This is a genomic window from Pseudomonas sp. LG1D9 (assembly GCF_002949995.1).
GTDB lineage: Bacteria > Pseudomonadota > Gammaproteobacteria > Pseudomonadales > Pseudomonadaceae > Aquipseudomonas > Aquipseudomonas proteolytica.
The window spans coordinates 989290-1010049 of sequence record NZ_CP026881.1; the positions used below are offsets into that span (position 1 = coordinate 989290).

The 20760-nt window shown below is 61.7% G+C and carries 20 protein-coding genes; 11 read left to right on the forward strand and 9 right to left on the reverse strand.

Translation table 11 applies throughout. The features are described 5' to 3' along the window. Positions 1–7: 7 nt before the first annotated feature. The 3 genes from C5F71_RS04810 (at position 8) to C5F71_RS04820 (ending at position 1910) form a co-directional block, all read left to right on the forward strand. Positions 8–997: a 2-hydroxyacid dehydrogenase gene (locus C5F71_RS04810; RefSeq protein ID WP_104910740.1), complete on the forward strand. Its 990-nt coding sequence runs from the start codon at positions 8–10 to the stop codon at positions 995–997. Between the two features lie 71 nt (positions 998–1068). Next, positions 1069–1509 carry a hypothetical protein gene (locus tag C5F71_RS04815; RefSeq protein ID WP_104910741.1) on the forward strand — a complete coding sequence of 147 codons (441 nt, stop codon included), beginning with the start codon at positions 1069–1071 and terminating at the stop codon, positions 1507–1509. Further along, positions 1506–1910 carry an META domain-containing protein gene (locus C5F71_RS04820; protein WP_104910742.1) on the forward strand — a complete coding sequence of 135 codons (405 nt, stop codon included), beginning with the start codon at positions 1506–1508 and terminating at the stop codon, positions 1908–1910. The genes C5F71_RS04815 and C5F71_RS04820 overlap by 4 nt, the downstream gene beginning before the upstream one ends. A 123-nt stretch (positions 1911–2033) precedes the next feature. Here C5F71_RS04820 and C5F71_RS04830 read toward each other — a convergent pair whose 3' ends face one another. Further along, positions 2034–2495 (reverse strand): TlpA disulfide reductase family protein, encoded by a 462-nt coding sequence (locus C5F71_RS04830; RefSeq protein WP_029299738.1) that lies wholly within the window; start codon positions 2493–2495, stop codon positions 2034–2036. 115 nt (positions 2496–2610) lie between these two features. Here C5F71_RS04830 and arsC point away from each other — a divergent pair, with 115 nt between their 5' ends. The 3 genes from arsC to C5F71_RS04845 are packed head-to-tail and all read left to right on the forward strand — an operon-like array spanning position 2611 to position 3963. Then, a complete protein-coding gene (gene arsC / locus C5F71_RS04835) occupies positions 2611–2964 on the forward strand; it encodes an arsenate reductase (glutaredoxin) (protein WP_104910743.1) in 354 nt (117 codons plus the stop codon). After that, a complete protein-coding gene (wrbA, locus tag C5F71_RS04840; RefSeq protein WP_029299742.1) occupies positions 2961–3575 on the forward strand; it encodes an NAD(P)H:quinone oxidoreductase in 615 nt (204 codons plus the stop codon). Before arsC ends, wrbA begins: the two co-directional genes overlap by 4 nt. Next, positions 3559–3963 (forward strand): DUF2069 domain-containing protein, encoded by a 405-nt coding sequence (locus C5F71_RS04845; RefSeq protein WP_029299744.1) that lies wholly within the window; start codon positions 3559–3561, stop codon positions 3961–3963. The genes wrbA and C5F71_RS04845 overlap by 17 nt, the downstream gene beginning before the upstream one ends. Positions 3964–4060: 97 nt before the next feature. On the opposite strand, the gene C5F71_RS04850 is transcribed toward C5F71_RS04845, so the two are convergent. Both C5F71_RS04850 and ttcA read right to left on the reverse strand, forming a co-directional pair. Next, on the reverse strand, positions 4061–4732 hold the full coding sequence (locus C5F71_RS04850; protein WP_032861540.1) for a DNA-3-methyladenine glycosylase I: 672 nt from the start codon (positions 4730–4732) through the stop codon (positions 4061–4063). Positions 4733–4799: 67 nt separating this feature from the next. Then, the gene (gene ttcA, locus C5F71_RS04855; RefSeq protein WP_029299748.1) at positions 4800–5624 is read right to left on the reverse strand and encodes a tRNA 2-thiocytidine(32) synthetase TtcA; all 825 of its coding nucleotides are present in this window, start codon (positions 5622–5624) and stop codon (positions 4800–4802) included. A 365-nt stretch (positions 5625–5989) separates the two neighbouring features. Between ttcA and C5F71_RS04860 the strand changes: the two genes are divergently transcribed. Both C5F71_RS04860 and C5F71_RS04865 read left to right on the forward strand, forming a co-directional pair. Next, on the forward strand, positions 5990–6592 hold the full coding sequence (locus tag C5F71_RS04860; protein WP_029299750.1) for a Yip1 family protein: 603 nt from the start codon (positions 5990–5992) through the stop codon (positions 6590–6592). A gap of 129 nt (positions 6593–6721) precedes the next feature. Next, positions 6722–7216 (forward strand): SprT family zinc-dependent metalloprotease, encoded by a 495-nt coding sequence (locus C5F71_RS04865; protein WP_029299752.1) that lies wholly within the window; start codon positions 6722–6724, stop codon positions 7214–7216. Positions 7217–7331: 115 nt separating this feature from the next. Here the strand turns inward: C5F71_RS04865 and C5F71_RS04870 are convergent, their stop codons facing one another. Then, positions 7332–8513, reverse strand: coding sequence for a CaiB/BaiF CoA-transferase family protein (locus C5F71_RS04870; protein ID WP_104910744.1), 1182 nt, complete (start codon positions 8511–8513; stop codon positions 7332–7334). 150 nt (positions 8514–8663) lie between these two features. Further along, positions 8664–9995, reverse strand: a complete 1332-nt coding sequence (locus C5F71_RS04875) for a dicarboxylate/amino acid:cation symporter (protein WP_029300714.1) — start codon at positions 9993–9995, stop codon at positions 8664–8666. A 334-nt stretch (positions 9996–10329) separates the two neighbouring features. Here C5F71_RS04875 and C5F71_RS04880 point away from each other — a divergent pair, with 334 nt between their 5' ends. Then, positions 10330–11328, forward strand: a complete 999-nt coding sequence (locus tag C5F71_RS04880; RefSeq protein ID WP_104910745.1) for an AraC family transcriptional regulator — start codon at positions 10330–10332, stop codon at positions 11326–11328. Between the two features lie 359 nt (positions 11329–11687). Here the strand turns inward: C5F71_RS04880 and C5F71_RS04885 are convergent, their stop codons facing one another. Together C5F71_RS04885 and C5F71_RS04890 are read right to left on the reverse strand one after the other, a co-directional pair. Then, the gene (locus C5F71_RS04885; RefSeq protein ID WP_070994657.1) at positions 11688–13034 is read right to left on the reverse strand and encodes an ATP-binding protein; all 1347 of its coding nucleotides are present in this window, start codon (positions 13032–13034) and stop codon (positions 11688–11690) included. Continuing rightward, positions 13031–13708 (reverse strand): response regulator transcription factor, encoded by a 678-nt coding sequence (locus C5F71_RS04890; RefSeq protein ID WP_029300720.1) that lies wholly within the window; start codon positions 13706–13708, stop codon positions 13031–13033. The genes C5F71_RS04885 and C5F71_RS04890 overlap by 4 nt, the downstream gene beginning before the upstream one ends. 148 nt (positions 13709–13856) lie before the next feature. Between C5F71_RS04890 and C5F71_RS04895 the strand changes: the two genes are divergently transcribed. Beyond that, complete coding sequence (locus C5F71_RS04895; RefSeq protein WP_104910746.1) at positions 13857–14573, forward strand: 4'-phosphopantetheinyl transferase; 717 nt, start codon at positions 13857–13859, stop codon at positions 14571–14573. A gap of 86 nt (positions 14574–14659) precedes the next feature. Here the strand turns inward: C5F71_RS04895 and C5F71_RS04900 are convergent, their stop codons facing one another. Together C5F71_RS04900 and C5F71_RS04905 are read right to left on the reverse strand one after the other, a co-directional pair. Beyond that, positions 14660–16270, reverse strand: a complete 1611-nt coding sequence (locus tag C5F71_RS04900; RefSeq protein WP_070994659.1) for an ATP-binding protein — start codon at positions 16268–16270, stop codon at positions 14660–14662. Next, positions 16267–16992, reverse strand: a complete 726-nt coding sequence (locus C5F71_RS04905) for a response regulator (RefSeq protein WP_029300726.1) — start codon at positions 16990–16992, stop codon at positions 16267–16269. The genes C5F71_RS04900 and C5F71_RS04905 overlap by 4 nt, the downstream gene beginning before the upstream one ends. Positions 16993–17796: 804 nt before the next feature. Here C5F71_RS04905 and C5F71_RS04915 point away from each other — a divergent pair. Then, positions 17797–20688 carry a ribonucleoside-diphosphate reductase subunit alpha gene (locus C5F71_RS04915; protein WP_029300728.1) on the forward strand — a complete coding sequence of 964 codons (2892 nt, stop codon included), beginning with the start codon at positions 17797–17799 and terminating at the stop codon, positions 20686–20688. Positions 20689–20760: the final 72 nt, after the last annotated feature.

Below are 20760 nucleotides of genomic sequence, written 5' to 3' on the forward strand. Positions count from 1 at the left end.
CCCTTTGATGCGCATCATTCTATTCAGCAGCCAGACCTATGACCGCGACAGCTTTCTCGCCGAACCGCTGCCCGCAGGCATGGAGCTGCAATTCCAACCGGCACGCCTGAACCTCGATACCGTGGCCCTGGCCGACAAGCACGAAGTGGTCTGTGCCTTTATCAACGACGACCTCAGTACAGCGGTGCTCGAACACCTCGCCGCCGGTGGCACGCGCCTGATCGCCCTGCGCTCGGCCGGCTACAACCATGTGGACCTGGCCGCCGCCAAACGCCTGGGCCTGACCATCGTGCGGGTGCCTGCCTACTCGCCCCACGCGGTGGCCGAACATGCCGTGGCCCTGGTGCTGGCCCTCAATCGTCGCCTGCACCGCGCCTACAACCGCACCCGCGACGGCGACTTCAGCCTGCACGGCCTGACCGGTTTCGACCTGGTAGGCAAGACCGTTGGCGTAGTGGGCACCGGGCAGATCGGCGCGACCTTCGCCAAGATCATGGCCGGTTTTGGCTGCACCTTGCTGGCCTACGACCCCTATCCCAACCCGCAGGTCGAAGCCCTTGGCGCGCGCTATGTCGACCTGCCCCAGTTATTGGCCCAGGCGCAGATCATCAGCCTGCACTGCCCGCTGACCGCCGACAGCAAGCACTTGATCAATGCCCAATCCCTGGCCCATATGCAGCCGGGGGCGATGCTGATCAATACCGGCCGCGGCGGCCTGGTGGATACCCCGGCGCTGATCGAAGCGCTCAAGGACGGGCAATTGGGCTACCTGGGCCTGGATGTGTACGAGGAAGAAGCCCAACTGTTTTTTGAGGACCGCTCGGACCTGCCGTTGCAGGACGACGTGCTGGCACGCCTGCTGACCTTCCCCAATGTAATCATCACCGCGCACCAGGCATTCCTGACACGCGAAGCGCTGGCGGCGATTGCCGGGACCACCCTGGCCAATATCCAGGCCTGGGCCAGCGGTCAACCGCAAAACCTGGTGCACGGATGATCAACGGTCACATACCGCGCGCATGGTAAACAGGCGAGCGTGATAGGATGCCGCGCCTATTTGGAGGATCCATGGCCGAACACGATTTCCGCTTCAGTTTGCTGAGCCCACAACACACCCTGATCGAATGCCGCGCCCTGGTGCCGGGTCGTTACCAAGTCACCGGCAATGGTGGCTCGATCAAGCATGGCGACGTGCTGATCGTCACCTTGCGCGGCAGCAAGACCCTGTCGATGCGCCTGACCGTCGAAGGCGATGCGCGCTACTCCATCCGCCCGGCCGGGCAATGGGTCGCCATGGCGCAAGGGCCGAAGTTCGGCGAGCTGGAAATTCACACCTGGAAGGTCAACTGCGACAGCTGCGACGCGGTGCTGGAGTTTGAGTTCTCGGTGGAGACCAAGCTGACCAAGGCGCCACTGCAACCGGCGGCCACCGCGCGCATTGCCGAGCTGGGCTGGGCCACTGTCGGTGATAAACACCGTTGCCCGAAATGCCAGAAGGCCGCGCAATGAAGCGCCTGCTGGTGCTCGCCGCGCTGGGCGTCGGCCTCGCCGGCTGCGCCAGCGATGAGGTCAAGCTCAAGCAGGATCACAGCTATATCGTCGAATGGATCGGCGAACGGCCACTGATGGATTACGCCCACCTGACCGTGACCCTCGGCGCCGATGGCCGGGCCTATGGCAATGGCGGCTGCAACCACTGGTTCGCGCCCTACAGCCTGGACGGTGACAAGCTCAGCTTCGGCAAGATCGGCAGTACCCGCAAGCTGTGTGCCGAAGCCCTGATGGAGCAGGAGCACCGTTTCTTCAAGGCCCTGGAAACCGTGCAGCGCTGGGATATCTCGCCCATCGAGCAGACCCGTTTCTGGCCTGCCGAGGGCAAGCCTCTGCGCCTGTGGCTGGAAGAAGGCTGACCCAACTCCTGTAGGAGCGAACTTGCTCGCGAAGAACGTCAACAAAAACCCGTGCATCCCGGATGAACGCGGTGCCTGTGAGTGCTTCGCGAGCGAGCTCGCTCCTGCAGAGATCGCGATGCTTCAGCCGCGCAACTCTTTGAGCTTGGCCAGTACACCTTCCGCCGTCTGCTCACCCAACATCTGCGCCCGCACCTTGCCCTTGTCATCGATGATGTAGGTCACCGGCAACGCTTCGCTGCGCGGGATATCAAAAATCGCCTCGGGGTTCTGTGCCAACACGGTGAACTTGATGCCCAGCTTCTCGCTCGCGCTCTTGAGTTCTTCACCCTGCACGTTGTCGAAGTTGACGCCGAACACACTCACCGGCTGGCCCTTGAGCTGCTCGGCCAGGGCGTTGAGCTCAGGGATTTCGATGCGGCACGGACCACACCACTCGGCCCAGTAATTGACCACCAGCCATTGCTTGTCGACGCGTTCGGACGCGACTTTCTGACCGTATTGGTCGACGCCATAATCATTGCCGCAGCCACTGAGCAGGAGGGTGGTGATAACTGCCAGTGCGCCTATCAGTCGCCGTGTCATGGGGTAATCCTTAGCAAAAATGAACGTGGGCTGCGGCCGATCGCCTCTTACGGTTTAAGCACAAGCCACAGCGCAGGTAGAATACCCGCCACCTTACGCAAGATGCGACCCGCACATGACCGATCTGACGCTTTATCACAACCCGCGCTGCTCGAAATCCCGCGGTGCGCTCGAACTGCTGCAAGCCCGTGGCCTGGCGCCCACCGTCGTGCGTTACCTGGAAACCCCGCTGGACGCCGCGCAGCTTGAAGCCCTGCTCGGCAAACTGGGGATCAGCGCCCGGCAACTGCTGCGCACCGGCGAAGACGAATACAAGACCCTCAACCTGGCCGACGCCAGCCTCAGCGAGGCGCAATTGATTGCTGCCATCGCCGCCCACCCCAAGTTGATGGAACGGCCGATCCTGGCCACCGCCAACAAGGCCGTGATTGGCCGTCCGCCGGAAAATATCCTGGAGATCCTGCCGTGAGCGCGCCCTACGTCCTGGTGTTGTATTACAGCCGCAACGGCTCGGTCAGCGAAATGGCCCGGCAGATTGCCCGAGGCATCGAGCAAGGCGGCCTGGAAGCGCGCCTGCGCACGGTGCCGGCGATCTCCAGCGAGTGTGAGGCCGTAGCGCCGAGCATCCCGGCCGAAGGTGCGTTGTACGCCAGCCTCGACGACCTGAAGAACTGCGCGGGCCTGGCCCTGGGCAGCCCGACGCGCTTTGGCAACATGGCGGCGCCGTTGAAGTACTTTCTCGACGGCACCAGCAACCTGTGGCTGACCGGCGCACTGGTCGGCAAGCCAGCCGGGGTGTTCACCTCGACCGCCAGCCTGCACGGCGGCCAGGAAACCACCTTGATGTCGATGCTGCTGCCACTGCTGCACCACGGCATGCTGATCACCGGCCTGCCCTACAGCGAACAGGCGTTGCTCGACACCCAGGGCGGCGGTACGCCCTACGGCGCCAGCCACCATTCCGGCGCTGACGGCAAACGTGCCCTGGACCCCCATGAAATCGCCCTGTGCCGCGCCCTCGGCCTGCGCCTGGCGAAGACGGCAGCGAAACTGGAGAGTGGCCGTGGCCAAGAAGCCTAAAGTCCTGCCGCCCCAGGCCTGGCTCGAACCCCGGGTCAAGGTGGCTCGGGCCTTGAGCCTGCTGGCGTTTTTTGGCCTGGTAGGCCTGCTCTGCGTTTACTACCTGCTGGTCGCCGACCTGCATGGCGCCCGGCCCTGGGTGATCTTGCTGATCGAACTGGTGCCGCTGCTGATCCTCGCGCCAGGCATGCTCATGGGCAGTGCGCGCGGGCATTCGTGGATGTGTTTTGTGGTGAACCTGTATTTCATCAAGGGCGCCCTGGCGGCCTATGACCCCAACCGCCAGTGGTTTGGCGTGCTGGAGATGTTGGCGAGCGTGGCGGTGTTCTGCACGGCGCTGCTGTATGTGCGTTGGCGGTTCCAGCTCAATCGGCGGTTGGCCATGTAGGAGCGAGCTTGCTCGCGAAAAACGTTAACGATGACCCGGGCATTCAGAATGCACGCGGCGCCCTCAGGTTTTTCGCGAGCAAGCTCGCTCCTACAGGTCAATGGTTGACGGTATAGGCCAGCATCATCGACAACTGGCACATCGGCCGCCCGCTCTCGGCGTGCCACTGGTTGAACGCCGCCTGCACCGTCGCCAGGTCCCGCAGGCTGGTGGGGGCCTTGTCGACAATCTTCTGCGCATTGAGCGCCGCGACCACGTCATAGCTCGGCACAAAAGTGTCCTTGCCTACCATGCGCAAGAAGCGCGGCGCGGACAACCCGCCCAACTGGTGGCCGTGTTTGCTCAGGTATTTCCACAGCCCAACGATATCGGTCACCGGCCAATCGGCGATCAGTGCGCCGAAGCTGCCCTTTTCCTGCGCGACGTCGAGAATCATCTGCGCATTGCGTGGCACGCTCTTGAGTTTGCCCAAGTGGCGGATGATCCGCGTGTCCTGCATCAGGCGCTCAAGGTGCTCGGCGCCCATCAAAACGACTTTTTCTGGATCAAAACCAAAGAACACCTGCTCGAACGCCGGCCACTTGGCGTCCACCACACTGTGCTTGAGCCCGGCGCGGAATACCCGCAGCGACAGGGTCGACAGGTAGCGGTCATCGCTGATCTGGCGCAATTGCGCTGGCGTCTTGGGCACCGGCAGGTGGGCTTCCAGCTCGGCCGCCGAACCAAAGCGGTTCAGACAGTATTCGTGCAGCCATTTGTAATCGCGCATGCCCTCTCCTACGGGTTGAAATGAAAACGGCGCCCATGAGCGCCGTCTGTCAGAGCCTGGAAAAGGCTCAGAGGTTCACAATGTTGACGAAGCGCGAAGCGGCGGTTTCATCGATGCGCAGGCTGGTGAAGTCGAACAGGTTGCGGTCGGCCAACTGCGACGGGATCACATTCTGCAGGCTGCGGAAGATGCTTTCGGTGCGCCCCGGCGTCTTGCGCTCCCACTCCTGGAGCATGTCCTTGACCACCTGGCGCTGCAGGTTCTCCTGGGAGCCGCAGAGGTTGCAGGGGATGATCGGGAATTGCTTGAAGTCGGAGTAGGCCTGGATGTCCTTCTCGTTGCAATACGCCAGCGGGCGGATCACCACGTTGCGCCCGTCATCGGCGCGCAGCTTGGGCGGCATGGCCTTGAGTGAGCCGTTGAAGAACATATTGAGGAAGAAGGTTTCGACGATGTCATCACGATGATGACCCAAGGCCATCTTGGTCGCGCCGATTTCATCGGCAAAGGTGTACAGGGTGCCACGACGCAGGCGCGAGCACAGCGAGCAGGTGGTCTTGCCTTCCGGGATCAGTTCCTTGACCACCGAATAGGTGTCTTTCTCGACGATGTGGTATTCGATGCCGAGAGTCTTGAGGTAGGCCGGCAGCACATCCTCGGGGAACCCGGGTTGTTTCTGGTCCATGTTCACGGCAACGATGTCGAACTTGATCGGCGCGACCTTCTGCAGGTGCATCAGCACGTCCAGCATGGTGTAGCTGTCTTTGCCGCCGGACAGGCAGACCATGACCTTGTCGCCCTCCTCGATCATGTTGAAGTCAGCGACAGCCTCACCGGCCAGGCGCCGCAGGCGTTTTTGCAGTTTGTTCTGATTGACGGTAAGGGTGCCCATGGCGCTTGGATCCGCGAAAAGGTGTGTGACGAAAAGCCGGGTATTTTAGCGGTATGGAGCACCGAGTTCCAATGTGGGAGGGGGCTTGCTCCCGATGGCGGTGGATCGATCAATAAATCCGCTGCCTGACCTACCGCTATCGCGGGCAAGCCCGCTCCCACAGGGGACTGCATTCCACGTCACAGACCCAGGCGCGATTAAGCCCAGTGTTTACAGTGCAATTTGCTCTAAAGCCACACACTTTTTCCGGTCATCACTTCCTATACTGCGACTTGAGGTCGCACATATATCCAGACCTTTCAGGCCACTTGGCCGGCGGGCGCTCCGCTTGGGGGGCGATGGTAATAACGACAGGAGTGACTGGCATGATCCATCACGTCGTGGGGCTTTTCACCCATCCCGACCAGGAATGGCGGGAAATTCGTGGCGATAAAGAAGAAAGCATCGGCCACATGTACCTCACTCACACGCTGATTCTCGCGGCGATCCCCGCCATATCGGCTTTTATCGGCACCACCCAGGTTGGCTGGGTCATCGGCAATCGCTCCCCGGTCATGCTGACCCAGGACAGTGCGTTGTGGATGACCATCATGTCGTACCTGGCGATGCTCGGCGGCGTCGCGGTGATGGGCGCCTTCATTCACTGGATGGCGCGCACCTATGACGCCAATCCAAGCATGGCGCGCTGCGTCGCGTTCGCCACCTACACCGCCACGCCGCTATTTATCGGCGGGCTGGCGGCGTTGTATCCACATATGTGGCTGGGCATGGTGGTGGGCACGGCGGCGATTTGCTACACCGTCTACCTGCTGTACGTGGGGTTGCCGACCTTCATGAGCATCGACCCGGACGAAGGTTTCCTGTTTTCCAGCTCGGTGCTGGCGGTAGGCCTGGTGGTACTGGTGGCGATCATGGCCTTTACCGTGATTGTGTGGGGCCTGGGCGTGGGGCCGATCTACACCAACTGACGCGCTTTCAACCGCAGGAAAAGCCACCGCAAGGTGGCTTTGTGCGTTATGCATGACCATTCGGCGCCTGACAGATTCGGAAATACCCTTGGATGCGGCATACTGGACGTCTCTGGAGATATGTACAGCATGCCCGAGCAACTCAATACCCGCGTCGAAGATTGTTTCCTGCAAGCCGAATCCTTTTTCAAACGAAGTTTCAAACGCCCCCAGGTCAGCCTCAAGCTGCGTGGGCAGAAAGCCGGTGTCGCGCATTTGCACGAGAACCTGCTGCGCTTCAACCCCCAGTTGTACCGAGAAAACAGCCAACACTTCCTCAAACAGACGGTGGCCCACGAAGTGGCGCACCTGATCGCCCACCAATTGTTCGGCGAGCGCATCCAGCCCCATGGCGAGGAATGGCAACTGATCATGCGCGGGGTCTACGAACTGCCGCCTGATCGGTGCCACACCTATGAGATCCAGCGACGGCGCGTGACCCGTTATATCTACCGGTGCCCGTGTGCCGACAGTGACTTTGCGTTCTCGGCCCAGCGCCATGGGTTGGTGAACCAGGGGCGGCGGTATTTGTGCCGGCGCTGTCGGGAGACGTTGGTGTTTACTGGGGAGACGCGGGTGGAGTGAGGTTTTGGGGTGCCTGTTCCGGCCCCTTCGCGGGCAAGCCCGCTCCCACATTCTGAATGTATTCACAAATCAAAATGTGGGAGCGGGCTTGCCCGCGAAGGGGCCAGAACAGCCACTACCCCACCACCTTGGCCCCCCGCAGTTCGGCAATCCGCTGAAGACTGAAACCCAACTCCCCCAACACTTCATCACTGTGCGCCCCCACCGCCCCCCCAATATGCCTCGGCTCCGGCAACCCCTCGGAAAATTTCAGCGGGCACGCCATCTGCGCCTGGAACGAACCATCCCCGCGGGGCACCTGGCTCACCAGCTCCCGGGCCTGTAACTGCGGGTGTTCAAGGGCTTCGCCCAAACTGAGGACCGGTTCCACGCAGGCATCCACCCCAGCGAACAACGCACACAGCTCCTCAAAACTGTGCCGTTCAAACTCGACCTGCAATGCCTGCTTGAGTGCCTTTTGCTGCTCGGGCTTGGGCGACAACCCCTGGGCCGCCAGTTCCGGGCGCCCCAGCGCGCCACACAGTTGCTGCATAAACCCTGGTTCCAGGCTGCCCACCGACAGCCAGCGCCCGTCCCGCGAGCGGTAGTAATCGTAGAAGCTGCCGCCATTGAGCACCTGGTCTTCGCGCCCGGGCTCCACGCCACAGGCCAGGTAGGCCGCGCCGGCCATGGCGTTGAGGCTGAAGGCGCAGTCGGTCATGCTCACATCCAGGTACTGGCCCACCCCGCTGTGCTGCCGGGCAATCACCGCCGCGAGCAGGCCGACCACGGCGTGCAACGAGCCACCGCCCACATCGGCCAATTGCACACCGAGGGGCAGCGGGCCGCTGTCCTCACGCCCGGTGTAGCTGGCGACGCCAGACAGCGCCAGGTAATTGATGTCATGCCCGGCGCGATCCTTGTAGGGGCCGGTCTGGCCGTAGCCGGTGATGGACACATAGATCAGCTTCGGGTTGATCGCCTTCAGCGCTTCATAACCCAAGCCCAGGCGCTCCATGACCCCGGGGCGGAACTGCTCCAGCACGATGTCGTAGTCGGCCACCAGTTGCCGCACGATCTCCAGCGCCTCGGGCTGCTTGAGGTCCAGGGCCAGGCTGCGCTTGTTGCGGTTGAGGTAGGCATGGCTGGCCGACACGCCACGGTCGTGGGGCGGCAACACGCGCAACAGGTCCATGCGCGTCGGGGATTCGATGCGCAGTACCTCGGCGCCCATGTCCGCCAACAGCAACGAGGCAAAAGGCCCCGGCAACAAGGTCGAGAAATCCAGCACTTTGAGGGACGCCAAGGGGCCTGACATGGGAGCTCCGATTCCAGTTCGATGGGGCACAGAGTAGTCAGCCTTGGGCGCCAGCGGCAATTACCGTAACCATCATCGACAGTGACCGTTGTGCTCGTGCGCCCATAAAAAAACCCATCCGAAGATGGGTTTTTTAGTGTGCGTCAGCGTTTACTTGATCGCTGGCGCCGGGCCTTCGGCTACGCCCAGGTCATCCAGTTCGCGGGTTTCGGAGATACCGGTACCGCCGGATGCCAGCTCGCTTTGCAGCTTGTCGGTGTCCAGTTCCTTGACCCACTTGGCAACGACGATGGTCGCTACGGCGTTACCCACCAGGTTGGTCAGGGCGCGGGCTTCGGACATGAAGCGGTCGATGCCGAGGATCAGCGCCAGGCCGGCAACCGGCAGGTGGCCAACAGCCGACAAGGTTGCGGCCAGTACGATGAAACCACTGCCAGTCACGCCTGCAGCGCCTTTGGAGGACAGCAACAGCACCAGCAACAGGGTGATCTGGTGGGTGATGTCCATGTGGGTGTCAGTCGCCTGGGCGATGAACACGGCAGCCATGGTCAGGTAGATCGAAGTACCGTCGAGGTTGAAGGAGTAGCCAGTCGGGATAACCAGGCCAACCACCGACTTCTTCGCGCCCAGGCGTTCCATCTTGATCAGCATGCGCGGCAGTGCGGATTCAGAGGAGGAAGTACCCAGTACGATCAGCAGTTCTTCACGGATGTAGCGCACCAGTTTCAGGACGCTGAAGCCGTGGGCGCGGCAGATGCCACCCAGTACTACCAGCACGAACAGGATGCAGGTGATGTAGAAGCAGATCATCAACTGGCCCAGTTGCACCAGCGAGCCAACACCGTAGGCACCGATGGTGAACGCCATGGCGCCCAGGGCACCGATTGGCGCGAGCTTCATGATCATGTTGATGATGTTGAACATCACGTGGGCGAAGCGATCGATGAAGTCCAGCACCGGCTTGCCATAGGCACCCAGGCGATGCAGGGCAAAACCGAAGATCACCGAGAACATCAGCACTTGCAGGATATCGCCGTTGGCGAAGGCGCCGACGATGGTGTTCGGGATCACGTTGAGGATAAAGCCGACGATGCTCTGGTCTTTACCGGCGGTGACATAAGCAGCCACTTTCGAAGCGTCCAGGGTGGCGACGTCGATGTGCATGCCAGCACCTGGCTGTACCACGTTGACCACGACCAAGCCGATCAACAGGGCGATGGTGGAGACGATTTCGAAGTACAGCAGCGCGTAGCCGCCGGTCTTGCCCACCGACTTCATGCTCTGCATGCCGGCGATGCCGCTGACAACGGTACAGAAGATGATCGGGGCGATGACCATTTTGATCAGCTTGATAAAGCCGTCACCCAGTGGCTTGAGGGCCACACCGGTCTGCGGGTAGAAGTGACCGAGCAGGATACCGATAACGATGGCAACGATTACCTGGAAGTACAGGGTTTTGTAGAACGGCTGACGAGTCGTCATTGCAAAGTTTCCTCAAGAGTCCCGTGTGGCAAATATCCGCCATTGCCCACGACACTTGAATTGCGAACCCTCCTGCACTGGAGGGATTTGTTTTGGCGATCTGCTGGCTGGCAGGTCTGTACTCCTTATCGCAAACTGCGTGCCACTTTCCTGAAAAACCCTGTAACCCTTGGCTCATGGGGGCTGACGAAAATTCATGGCTGTTTCAGGGGGGGCCGCAGGTGGCGGATATCCGCCCACCCGCCTAATCTCGTCCTACAATTTGGCGGATATCCGCCTTGTCCAGCCCAGACATGATGGCTACCATCGGCCACTCAATGGACGAGGCCCCTGCATGCGCGAACGCACCATCGCCAGTCATTACGCCCGCGCGGCCTTGGGCGGTGCGCACCGGGCCGGCTACGACTGCTCGACGCTGCTGCAGCAACTGGGCATTACCCCGCAATTGCTGGCAGAGCCCCGCGCACGCATCGCGCCGGAGCAGTTCACGCAGCTGTTGCAGAAGCTGTGGCTGGCCCTGGATGACGAGTACCTGGGTTTCGCCGATGGGCCGAGCAAGCGTGGGACCTTCGCCATGATGTGCCACGCGCTGATTCACTGCCGCACCCTGGAGAAGGCGCTGGAGCGCGGCCTGTTGTTCTATAGCCTGTTCCCCCAGGGGCCGCGCTGGCGCCTGAGCCGCGAAGGCGATATGGCCTGCCTGAGCCTGGATGACTCGCACCTGTGGGACCCGGATCACTTTCTGAGCGAGTCCCTGCTGGTGATCTGGCATCGCCTCGGCAGTTGGTTGATTGGCCAGCGTATCCGCCTGGAGCAAGCGACGTTCAGCTACCCGGCGCCGGCCCATGCCAGTGAGTACGACCTGCTGTTCCCTTGCCCCCTGGTGTTCAGCGCAGCCCGCAGCAGCCTGGTGTTCCATAGCCGCTACCTGAGCCTGCCGCTGCTGCAGGACGAGCGCACCCTCAAGCATTTCCTCGAACGCTCCCCCGCCGACCTGCTGTCGCGACCGGACGAAGGCGACAGCCTGAGCAGCCAGTTGCGGCGTCTGTTAAGCCGCGACCGCACACCCTGGCCCGACCTGGAAGCCGTGGCGCAGCACCTGCACATCAGCCCACAGACCCTGCGCCGGCATTTGCGTGAGGAAGGCACCAGCTTCCAGGCACTCAAGGATGAGCTGCGGCGGGATATTGCGATTTTTCATCTGGGGCGGGCGGATCTGTCGTTGCAGGAGATTGCCGAGCAGTTGGGGTTTTCCGAGCCGTCGGCGTTTCACCGGGCGTTCAAGAAGTGGACGGGGGTGACGCCGGGGGCTTATCGAGCGCAGGAGAGTTGAGGATGTATTGTTTGGACGGGCGCCATCGCAGGCAAGCCAGCTCCCACATTTGACTGTATTCACCAATCAAAATGTGGGAACTGGCTTGCCTGCGATGCGCATAGGTATCTACACAACTTTCAGAAACTGACGAACTCCCCCGTGGCGAGCGGGCTTGCCCCGCGCTGGGCTGCGAAGCAGCCCCAAAAAGCCCCCCGCGTTTCTTCAGATAAACCGCGATGGCCGGGTTTAGGGCTGCTTCGCAGCCCAGCGCGGGACAAGCCCGCTCGCCACAACTGCGCTATCTGCCTGGATTTAGGCGTTGCGGCAAAGTTGTGTAGATACCGATGCTGCGATGCGGCCGGCCAATCCAATAAAGATCACACCGCCGGAAAATGAATCCTGAACGCCGCGCCCCCTAGAGGCGAATCCCCCAGGGTCAACCGTGCGCCGTAGCTTTCAATAATGTCCTTGACCACCGCCAACCCGATCCCCTGCCCCGGATGCTGGCGGTCCAACCGCTCACCGCGCTGCAGGATCCGCGCACGTTGGTCGGGAGGCACACCAGGGCCGTCGTCTTCGATGCACAAGCGCACGCCATCGGCACTTTCATCCAGGGTCACGCGCACCTCACTCAGGCACAGGCGGTAGGCGTTTTCCAGCAGGTTGCCGAGCAACTCCAGCAAGGCGCCTTGCTCGATGGGCACGTCGCACTGCTCTGGTAGCGCGAAAGACACGCGCACGCGCTTGTCGCGGTAGACCTTGTCGAGGGTGTCGCACAGGCTTTGCAGTACCGGGCGCAGGCGCACCTGGTGGCGCACCAGGCCGCTTTTACGCAGGCTGGCGCGCTGCAATTGATAGCTGATCTGCTGGCTCATGCGTTCGATCTGCGACTGCAGGACCCGCGCCTGCTCAAGGTCCTGGGGGCGCTGGGCCATGTCTTCACTCACCCCCTGCAACACCGCCAGCGGGGTTTTCAGGCTGTGGGCCAGGTCGTCCAGGGAGTCGCGGTAACGGGTGCGCTGCTCGCGCTCGCTATGGAGCAAGCGGTTGAGGGAACCCGTCAGGCGCAGCAGCTCCCGCGGGTGTTGCTCGCTGAGGCTTTCCCGGGTGCCGCCTTCGATTTCATCCAGTTCCTGGCTCAGCCGGCGCAAGGCCTGCAAGCCCCAGGTCAGGCCGATCCACAGCAGGCTCAGCAGCACCAGCAAGGCGGCGCCAAACCCCAGGTAGAGGTTCTCCCGCAGGCCTTCAAGGGTCACTTGGTATTCGCGCACCGGTTGCAGGGCGACAATACTGAACGCCGCGCTCTTGCCCCCCAGCAGCTTGACCTCGACGTCATAGACGAAGAATTCCTGGCCGTTGGCTTCGCGGATCTTCGCAAACTCGTTGCCGCGCCCGTCGTAGCGCGGCCGGTAGTTGATGTTTTCTTCCCTGGTCGCCCGCGAACGCCAGACCAGATGGCCTTCACGGTCGTAGATATAGCCCAGCAGGCGGCTATCGGTCAGGTTGAAGCGCTCGTCCGGCAACTGCGCCGGCATCAGCAAGCGGTTGTTATCGACCCGCGCGGCAGAGATCAGGGTGGTCACATCGGACGCCAGGCGCTGCTCGATGGAATCCTGCAACGCCAGGCTGAACGCGCCCTGCATCGCCGGTAACAGCCCGAGCATGAACAATACGGCCAAGGTGGTGGCCGCCAGCATCAGGCGCACACGCAGCGAACGAATCAACGGCAGCGCTCGTTGAACATGTAGCCCAGGCCACGCACGGTGTCGATGGGTTTGAACCCGGCCGGGCCTTCGAGCTTGCGACGCAGGCGGCCGACCAGCACTTCGATCACGTTCGGATCACGCTCGTCATCATCGGGATAGAGTTGTTCCATCAACCGATCCTTGGCCACCACTTGCTGGTGATGACGCATCAGGTATTCGAGGATCCGGTACTCATAGGCCGTCAGCGCCAGGGGCTGCTCGTCCAGGGACGCCTGCTTGCGGTTGAGGTCCAGCAGCAAGGGGCCGGCGACGATGGTCGATTGGGTAAAACCGCTGGAGCGGCGCAACAGGGCGTTCATCCGCGCCTCCAGCTCTTCGAACTGGAACGGCTTGACCACATAGTCATCGGCCCCGGCGGCCAGGCCTTCGACCTTGTCCTGCCAGTTGCCGCGCGCGGTGAGGATCAGGATCGGGAAGGTCTTGGCCTGGGCCCGCAGTTGGCGGATCAGGTCCAGGCCGCCCATGCCCGGCAGGCCCAGGTCGATGATCGCCAGGTCATGATTGAATTGCCCGGTCTGGTACAGCGCTTCTTCGGCGTTAGCCACGGCTTCGACCACGTGGCCGCTGTCGCCAAGACGGGTCAGCAGGTGATGGCGTAACAACGCCTCATCTTCGACAACCAGCAATTTCATAACACTCTCCAAGGCCAATCCACCGTCCCGCAGGGAACCATCATAGCGGCCCTGAAGGTATGCTTGCGCAGTTTACGGCGGTTGAACTGAACACAGTCTGAACCGGCGGGCTACCCAGGCAGGTCCCGCCCCGTGCAGAATAGCCGGCATGAACCCGATACCCGCCTGCTGCACCCCACTTGATGACCATTGGCCGCTGCCCGCCACCTTGCCCGGCACGGTGTTCCTGAGCACCCGTTTCGAGCCCAAATTGCTCGAACCCGGCGACTTCCAGCGCTGCGCCGTGCCGCCGCCGGCCAGTATCCAACGTTCGGTGGCCAAGCGGCAGGCGGAGTTTCTGGCGGGCCGGCTGTGCGCCCGCAGCGCCTTGCAACAGCTAGAAGGCCTGGACTTTATCCCCGCCATCGGTGAGGACCGCGCCCCGGTGTGGCCCTCGCATATCAGCGGCTCGATCACCCATAGCACCGGGCATGCCGCCGCCATCGTCGGCCACAAGGCCCAGTGGCGCGGGCTGGGCATGGACCTGGAAAACCTATTGCCCCTTGAGCGGGCCGAGCGCCTGGCCGGGGAAATCCTTACTCCGGATGAGATGCAGCGCATGGCCACAGGGCCAAGGGAGCAGGTTGCGCAGTTGGTGACCCTGACGTTTTCGGCCAAGGAGAGTCTGTTCAAGGCGCTCTACCCGATTGTGCAGAAGCGTTTCTACTTTGAGCATGCCGAGGTGGTGGAGTGGTCCGATTCGGGATTTTTGCGCTTGCGATTGCTGATGGATTTGTCCAGTGAGTGGTGTTATGGCAAGGAGCTGGAGGGGCAGTTTGCGGTGGATGACGGGCAGTTGTTGAGCCTCGTGGCCATCGGTGCCTGATATAGCGCTATCGCAGGCAAGCCAGCTCCCACAGTTGACCGAGTACATCCTTTGGAATGCAAGCTGGCTTGCCTGCGATGACGCTCTCAAGTCTTGTCCTGATCCCGCGGCCAGCTCAGGCTGAAACACGCACCGCCCAGGTTGTTGCTCTTGCTGATCAATGCCCGGCCGCCGTGCCAGTAGATAATCCGCCGCACAATCGACAAACCCAGGCCATGCCCACCCGAGGCGCGTGTACGGCTGTCATCAAGGCGCAGGAATGGGGTAAAGATCCGCTCCCAGGCGCTTTCCGGCACGCCTGGGCCATCGTCTTCGACGTCGATACGGCAACGCACCTGCCCCACCTGGTAACTGATCAGCACCCGCGACTGCGCATGACGCATGGCATTGCTCACCAGGTTTTGCAGGGCGCGGTGCAGGTAGCGCGGCTCGGCGTCGACCCAGGCCGCATCCAGGTGCGCCGATGACAGACACACGCCCCGCGCCACCTCGATCTCTGGCCGCAAGGGTGCCAGCTCGCCGATCACCTGGTCGAGCAAGGCACTGAGGTCGACCCGCTGGAAACTCAGGGCCGGCGAACCCTGCTCCAGGCGCGCATAGGTGAGCATTTCATCCACCAGGCCGTCGAGGTCCTGGATATCACTGTCCATGCCTTCCATGTATTTGCGCCGGGCTTCGGGCGTCGCGGCGTCGCCGATCATCTCCAGGCCAAAACGCAGGCGGGCCACCGGGGTGCGTAACTCATGGGACACCGCGCGCACCAGTTCACGCTGAATCGCCAACAGGCGCTGCAAGTGCTCGGCCATGCCGTTGAAGGCCGCCGCCAGGCGCCCTACCGAGTCGGCACCGCGCGCCGGCACCCGCGCTTCCAGGTTGCCCTTGGCGATGCGCGTGGCGGCCGCTTCGAGCCCGCGTAGGCGGCGCTCCAGTTGGCGTACCAGCAAATACACGATCAAGCCGATCAGGGTCAGACCAATCAATGCAATCAGCACCAGCCATTGCGCCGGGTAAGGATTCATCTGGTACAGCGGACCGATCTCCAGGACCCACGGCGTGCCGACCATGCCGGCAAACACACGGATCGAGTCGCCGCCCTTGCCCAGGGCCATCACCGTGTCGCCTTCGGCCACGCGACGCCGCTGGTCCTCGTCCATGTCCGCTTCGTCAAGCTTGAGCAGGTGCATTTCAAAGCCGAAGCCCTTGGCGTCTTTCAGGTCGGCCAACCGTTGCGGCTGCTCGGCCACAGGAAAACGCACCAGTTCGTCGGCCAGTAAATAAATGGTGGCCCGGGCCAACTGCTCGCTGATCTGCTGCACTTCGCCGGTGAGCAGCAGTTGCTCCTTCTCACTGACCAGGCGCAATACCCGGGCCGCATGGGGCCCGGTCTGCTCCACCAGCACCTGGCCGCGCTGCAGGCGATTGCGCTGGCTCAGGTCCAGGCGGGCATCCGCCACCGTCTGCAATTGCAAGGGAATCCCCAGCAATCGCTCCCACACCGCCAGGGCGCGCTGGCGCTCGATACTGCTCATCGGCTGCAGGTTGTCGCCCATCAGGGCAAAGGTGCCGTGGGCCAGCCGCTCGCGGTACTGGCCGCTGCGCACCTCATTGAGCAGGTGCAGCGCCAATACGCCAAGCAGGGCCACGAGGATCAGCGCCGCGCACATGCCGCCATAGATACGCAGGAAGATCGAGTTCACGACAGCATATCGGCGGCAGCTTCGGGGACGAACAGGTAGCCTTTGCTGCGAATGGTCTTGATCAGGCGCGGGTGGATAGGGTCGTCGCCGATTTTCGGGCGGATCCGCGAGATGCGTACGTCAATGGAGCGGTCCTGGCCGTCGTAGCCGATACCGCGCAAGGCGGTGAAGATCTCTTCCCGGGACAGAATGCGCCCGGCATTGGCCACCAAGAGCCACAACAGATCGAATTCGGCGCTGGTCAGTTCGATGCCGCCATCGTGCAGCCAGGCTTCGCGCAAGGCGTTGTCGACCACCAGGGGGCCGAATTGCAGGCGCCGCTGTTTTTCCGGGGCGGCAGGCTCGGCGCTTTCGCTGCGCCGCAACAGCGCCTGGATCCGCGCCAGCAGCAGGCGCGGGCGCACCGGCTTGCACACATAGTCATCGGCCCCCATGTCCAGGCCCAGAACCTGGTCCATGTCGTCGGTACGCGCGGTGAGCATCAGGATCACCCCGTCGTAGCGCTCGCGCACCTTGCGGCAGATGCTCAGGCCGTCTTCGCCGGGTAGCATCAGGTCGAGGATTACCAGGTCCGGCTGCTCGGCAATGATCCGCGCCACCGCCAGGGCTCCGTCGCCCTCGATGGAGACCCGCAGGCCGTTGCTTTCCAGGTAGTCACGGGTCAACTCAGCCAGCCGCTGGTCGTCCTCGACAATCAGTACCTGCCAGGCTTCTTGCTCCATGCGCTACCTCAACTCTAATTATTGTAGGAGCGGGCTTGCCCGCGAAGAAACCAAGGGCGCCGCGTTCATTCAGCAACTCAGCGTTATCGTTGACGCCCTTCGCGAGCAAGCTCGCTCCTACAGTTGTCATGTGGAGTGGGCAAGATATCGCACGAATGAAGGCCGATTGTAGCCATGGCCCAACCCCCAAACACAAGCCAGGAAATGCATTCGGTGATCGCGATTTTTTGTGATAGGGTTCGCGCCCGCAAAAATCCAACCGGGTGTTTTCAGCTTGGAATATTCGGTGACAAACGGTGCGATGCAGCAGTACTGCGGCCTACACGGCGGTTCCACCTTTCATACACATTTTACCCACAGCGTTATCCACAGGTAGTGCGTTGCTAAGCCCCCCAAAACGCATTATCTTGTACCTCGTCGCAAAAAAAACCCTACATGTAGGGTTTCAAGCGACAAGACCAAACACAAATCAGACAAGAAACTCAAGTGCTTTCTTGCTCCTGTTTGGTGGAACTTAAACCTTTTTCGAAAGCCCAAACCGCGCACGCGGATGGCTGCTGTTTTCAAGCCCCAACGGGAGAAAGCGGTACGGGTGTTGCAATACAAACGACACCCACACAGGAATACGGTAAAGAGCCCAGGGCTTGGAACCGAAGACTTCGGCATGGAAGCGGCGCGAACAGCTCCCTTCCTCCTGTCCCGAGGTTGTTATGCCAGGCCAAGGCCTGTTGTAAGTGCTTCAGGACGGAACGGTGGGCACCGTGATGGTGCCCAAATAAATATAGAATGTGGAGACAACCCCCCATGCAAACCGACACAACTCGCGAGAACCCGCAAGGCTCCGTGCCGCAGGGCGCTGATTCGAATATGGATCTGTCCGCCACCGCGCCCGGCCAATTGCGCGTGATCAAGCGTAACGGCACTGTCGTTCCTTACACCGACGACAAAATCACCGTCGCTATCACCAAAGCGTTTCTTGCAGTTGAAGGCGGCACCGCTGCCGCTTCGTCGCGTATCCACGACACCGTTGCCCGCCTGACCGAACAAGTCACCGCGACCTTCAAGCGTCGCATGCCTTCGGGCGGCACCATCCACATCGAAGAAATCCAGGACCAGGTCGAACTGGCCCTGATGCGCGCCGGCGAGCAGAAAGTGGCCCGCGACTACGTGATCTACCGCGACTCGCGCGCCAAGGAACGTGCCGTACACGCACCGTCCGCCGAAGCCGTGCAAGCCCACCCGTCGATCCGTATCACCTTGGCTGATGGTTCGTTCGCGCCGCTGGACCTGGGCCGCCTGAACACCATCATCACCGAAGCCTGCGAAGGCCTGGAAGAAGTCGACGGCGACCTGATCCAGCGTGAAACCCTGAAGAACCTGTACGACGGCGTGGCCCTGACCGACGTCAACACCGCCCTGGTGATGACCGCCCGTACCCTGGTTGAGCGTGAGCCGAACTACTCGTTCGTGACCGCGCGCCTGCTGATGGACACCCTGCGTGCCGAAGGCCTGGGGTTCCTGGGCGTGGCCGATAGCGCTACCCATCACGAAATGGCCGACCTGTACGCCAAGGCCCTGCCTGCCTACATCGCCAAGGGTATCGAATTCGAATTGCTGAACCCGATCCTGGCCACCTTCGACCTGGAAAAACTCGGCAAGGCAATCAACCACGAGCGTGACCAGCAGTTCACCTACCTGGGCCTGCAAACCCTGTACGACCGTTACTTCATCCACAAGGACGGGATCCGTTTCGAACTGCCGCAGGTGTTCTTCATGCGCGTGGCCATGGGCCTGGCGATCGAAGAGAAGCACAAAGAAGACCGTGCCATCGAGTTCTACAACCTGCTGTCGTCCTTCGACTACATGTCGTCGACTCCGACCCTGTTCAACGCCGGCACCCTGCGTCCACAGCTGTCGAGCTGCTACCTGACCACCGTGCCGGATGACCTGTCGGGCATCTACCACGCGATCCACGACAACGCCATGCTGTCCAAATTCGCTGGCGGCCTGGGCAACGACTGGACGCCGGTCCGTGCACTGGGTTCGTACATCAAGGGCACCAACGGCAAGTCCCAGGGCGTCGTGCCGTTCCTCAAGGTGGTGAACGACACCGCTGTCGCGGTCAACCAGGGCGGCAAGCGCAAAGGCGCTGTGTGTGCGTACCTGGAAACCTGGCACATGGACATTGAAGAGTTCATCGAGCTGCGCAAGAACACCGGTGATGACCGTCGTCGTACCCACGACATGAACACCGCCAACTGGATCCCTGACCTGTTCATGAAGCGCGTCTTCGATGACGGCCCGTGGACCCTGTTCTCGCCATCGGAAGTGCCAGACCTGCACGACCTGACCGGCAAGGCCTTCGAAGAGCGCTACGAGTACTACGAAGCCCTGTCCCAGTACCCAGGCAAGATCAAGCTGTTCAAGACCATCCAGGCCAAAGACCTGTGGCGCAAAATGCTGTCCATGCTGTTTGAAACCGGCCACCCATGGCTGACCTTCAAGGACCCGTGCAACCTGCGCAGCCCGCAGCAGCACGTGGGCGTGGTCCACAGCTCGAACCTGTGCACCGAGATCACCTTGAACACCAACAAGGATGAGATCGCCGTTTGCAACCTGGGCTCGATCAATCTGCCGAACCACATCGTCAACGGCAAGCTGGACACCGCCAAGCTGGAACGTACCGTCAACACCGCCGTTCGCATGCTCGATAACGTGATCGACATCAACTACTACTCGGTGCCACAGGCGCAGAACTCCAACTTCAAGCACCGTCCGGTCGGCCTGGGCATCATGGGCTTCCAGGACGCTTTGTACCTGCAGCACATTCCCTACGGTTCGGATGCTGCGGTCGAGTTCGCCGACAAGTCCATGGAAGCGGTCAGCTACTACGCGATCCAGGCTTCATGCGACCTGGCCGACGAGCGCGGCGCCTACGAGACGTTCCAGGGTTCGCTGTGGTCCAAGGGCATCCTGCCGCTGGACTCGCAACAGATCCTGATCGAAGCCCGTGGCCAGAAGTACATCGATGTTGACCTCAACGAATCCCTGGACTGGGCGCCGGTACGTGCCCGTGTGCAGAAAGGCATTCGTAACTCCAACATCATGGCCATCGCACCGACCGCGACCATCGCCAACATCACTGGCGTGTCGCAGTCGATCGAACCGACCTACCAGAACCTGTATGTGAAATCGAACCTGTCGGGCGAGTTCACCGTGATCAACCCGTACCTGGTCCGCGACCTGAAAGCCCGCGGCCTGTGGGACTCGGTGATGATCAACGACCTTAAGTACTACGACGGTTCGGTACAGCAGATCGAGCGCATCCCGCAAGAACTCAAAGAGCTCTACGCGACCGCGTTCGAAGTGGACACCAAGTGGATCGTTGACGCCGCCAGCCGTCGTCAGAAGTGGATCGACCAGGCGCAGTCCCTGAACCTGTACATCGCCGGTGCATCGGGCAAGAAGCTCGACGTGACCTACCGCATGGCTTGGTACCGTGGCCTGAAAACCACTTACTACCTCCGTGCCCTGGCCGCGACCAGCACCGAGAAGTCGACCATCAACACCGGCAAGCTGAACGCTGTATCCAGCGGTAACCACGGTGATGATTCGGTTCTCGCAGCGCCGGCCGGCCCAGCGCCAGTGCCTAAAGCCTGCGCGATCGACGAGCCGGATTGCGAAGCCTGCCAGTAAGCTGACAGCACCTTGGGTTTAACCCCCCAAGGATGAAAAGCCCCCGATAGGCCTATGGTGTATCGGGGGCTT

What these genes read in the sequence shown, in the direction of transcription:
- C5F71_RS04830 (WP_029299738.1), bottom strand. Translation starts at nt 2,495, where the DNA reads ATGACACGGCGACTGATAGGCGCACTGGCAGTTATCACCACCCTCCTG.
- C5F71_RS04875 (WP_029300714.1), bottom strand. Translation starts at nt 9,995, where the DNA reads ATGACGACTCGTCAGCCGTTCTACAAAACCCTGTACTTCCAGGTAATC.
- C5F71_RS04880 (WP_104910745.1), top strand. Translation starts at nt 10,330, where the DNA reads ATGCGCGAACGCACCATCGCCAGTCATTACGCCCGCGCGGCCTTGGGC.
- C5F71_RS04815 (WP_104910741.1), top strand. Translation starts at nt 1,069, where the DNA reads ATGGCCGAACACGATTTCCGCTTCAGTTTGCTGAGCCCACAACACACC.
- C5F71_RS04915 (WP_029300728.1), top strand. Translation starts at nt 17,797, where the DNA reads ATGCAAACCGACACAACTCGCGAGAACCCGCAAGGCTCCGTGCCGCAG.
- arsC (WP_104910743.1), top strand. Translation starts at nt 2,611, where the DNA reads ATGACCGATCTGACGCTTTATCACAACCCGCGCTGCTCGAAATCCCGC.
- C5F71_RS04860 (WP_029299750.1), top strand. Translation starts at nt 5,990, where the DNA reads ATGATCCATCACGTCGTGGGGCTTTTCACCCATCCCGACCAGGAATGG.
- ttcA (WP_029299748.1), bottom strand. Translation starts at nt 5,624, where the DNA reads ATGGGCACCCTTACCGTCAATCAGAACAAACTGCAAAAACGCCTGCGG.
- C5F71_RS04905 (WP_029300726.1), bottom strand. Translation starts at nt 16,992, where the DNA reads ATGGAGCAAGAAGCCTGGCAGGTACTGATTGTCGAGGACGACCAGCGG.
- C5F71_RS04850 (WP_032861540.1), bottom strand. Translation starts at nt 4,732, where the DNA reads ATGCGCGATTACAAATGGCTGCACGAATACTGTCTGAACCGCTTTGGT.
- C5F71_RS04865 (WP_029299752.1), top strand. Translation starts at nt 6,722, where the DNA reads ATGCCCGAGCAACTCAATACCCGCGTCGAAGATTGTTTCCTGCAAGCC.
- C5F71_RS04810 (WP_104910740.1), top strand. Translation starts at nt 8, where the DNA reads ATGCGCATCATTCTATTCAGCAGCCAGACCTATGACCGCGACAGCTTT.
- C5F71_RS04890 (WP_029300720.1), bottom strand. Translation starts at nt 13,708, where the DNA reads ATGAAATTGCTGGTTGTCGAAGATGAGGCGTTGTTACGCCATCACCTG.
- C5F71_RS04895 (WP_104910746.1), top strand. Translation starts at nt 13,857, where the DNA reads ATGAACCCGATACCCGCCTGCTGCACCCCACTTGATGACCATTGGCCG.
- C5F71_RS04870 (WP_104910744.1), bottom strand. Translation starts at nt 8,513, where the DNA reads ATGTCAGGCCCCTTGGCGTCCCTCAAAGTGCTGGATTTCTCGACCTTG.
- C5F71_RS04820 (WP_104910742.1), top strand. Translation starts at nt 1,506, where the DNA reads ATGAAGCGCCTGCTGGTGCTCGCCGCGCTGGGCGTCGGCCTCGCCGGC.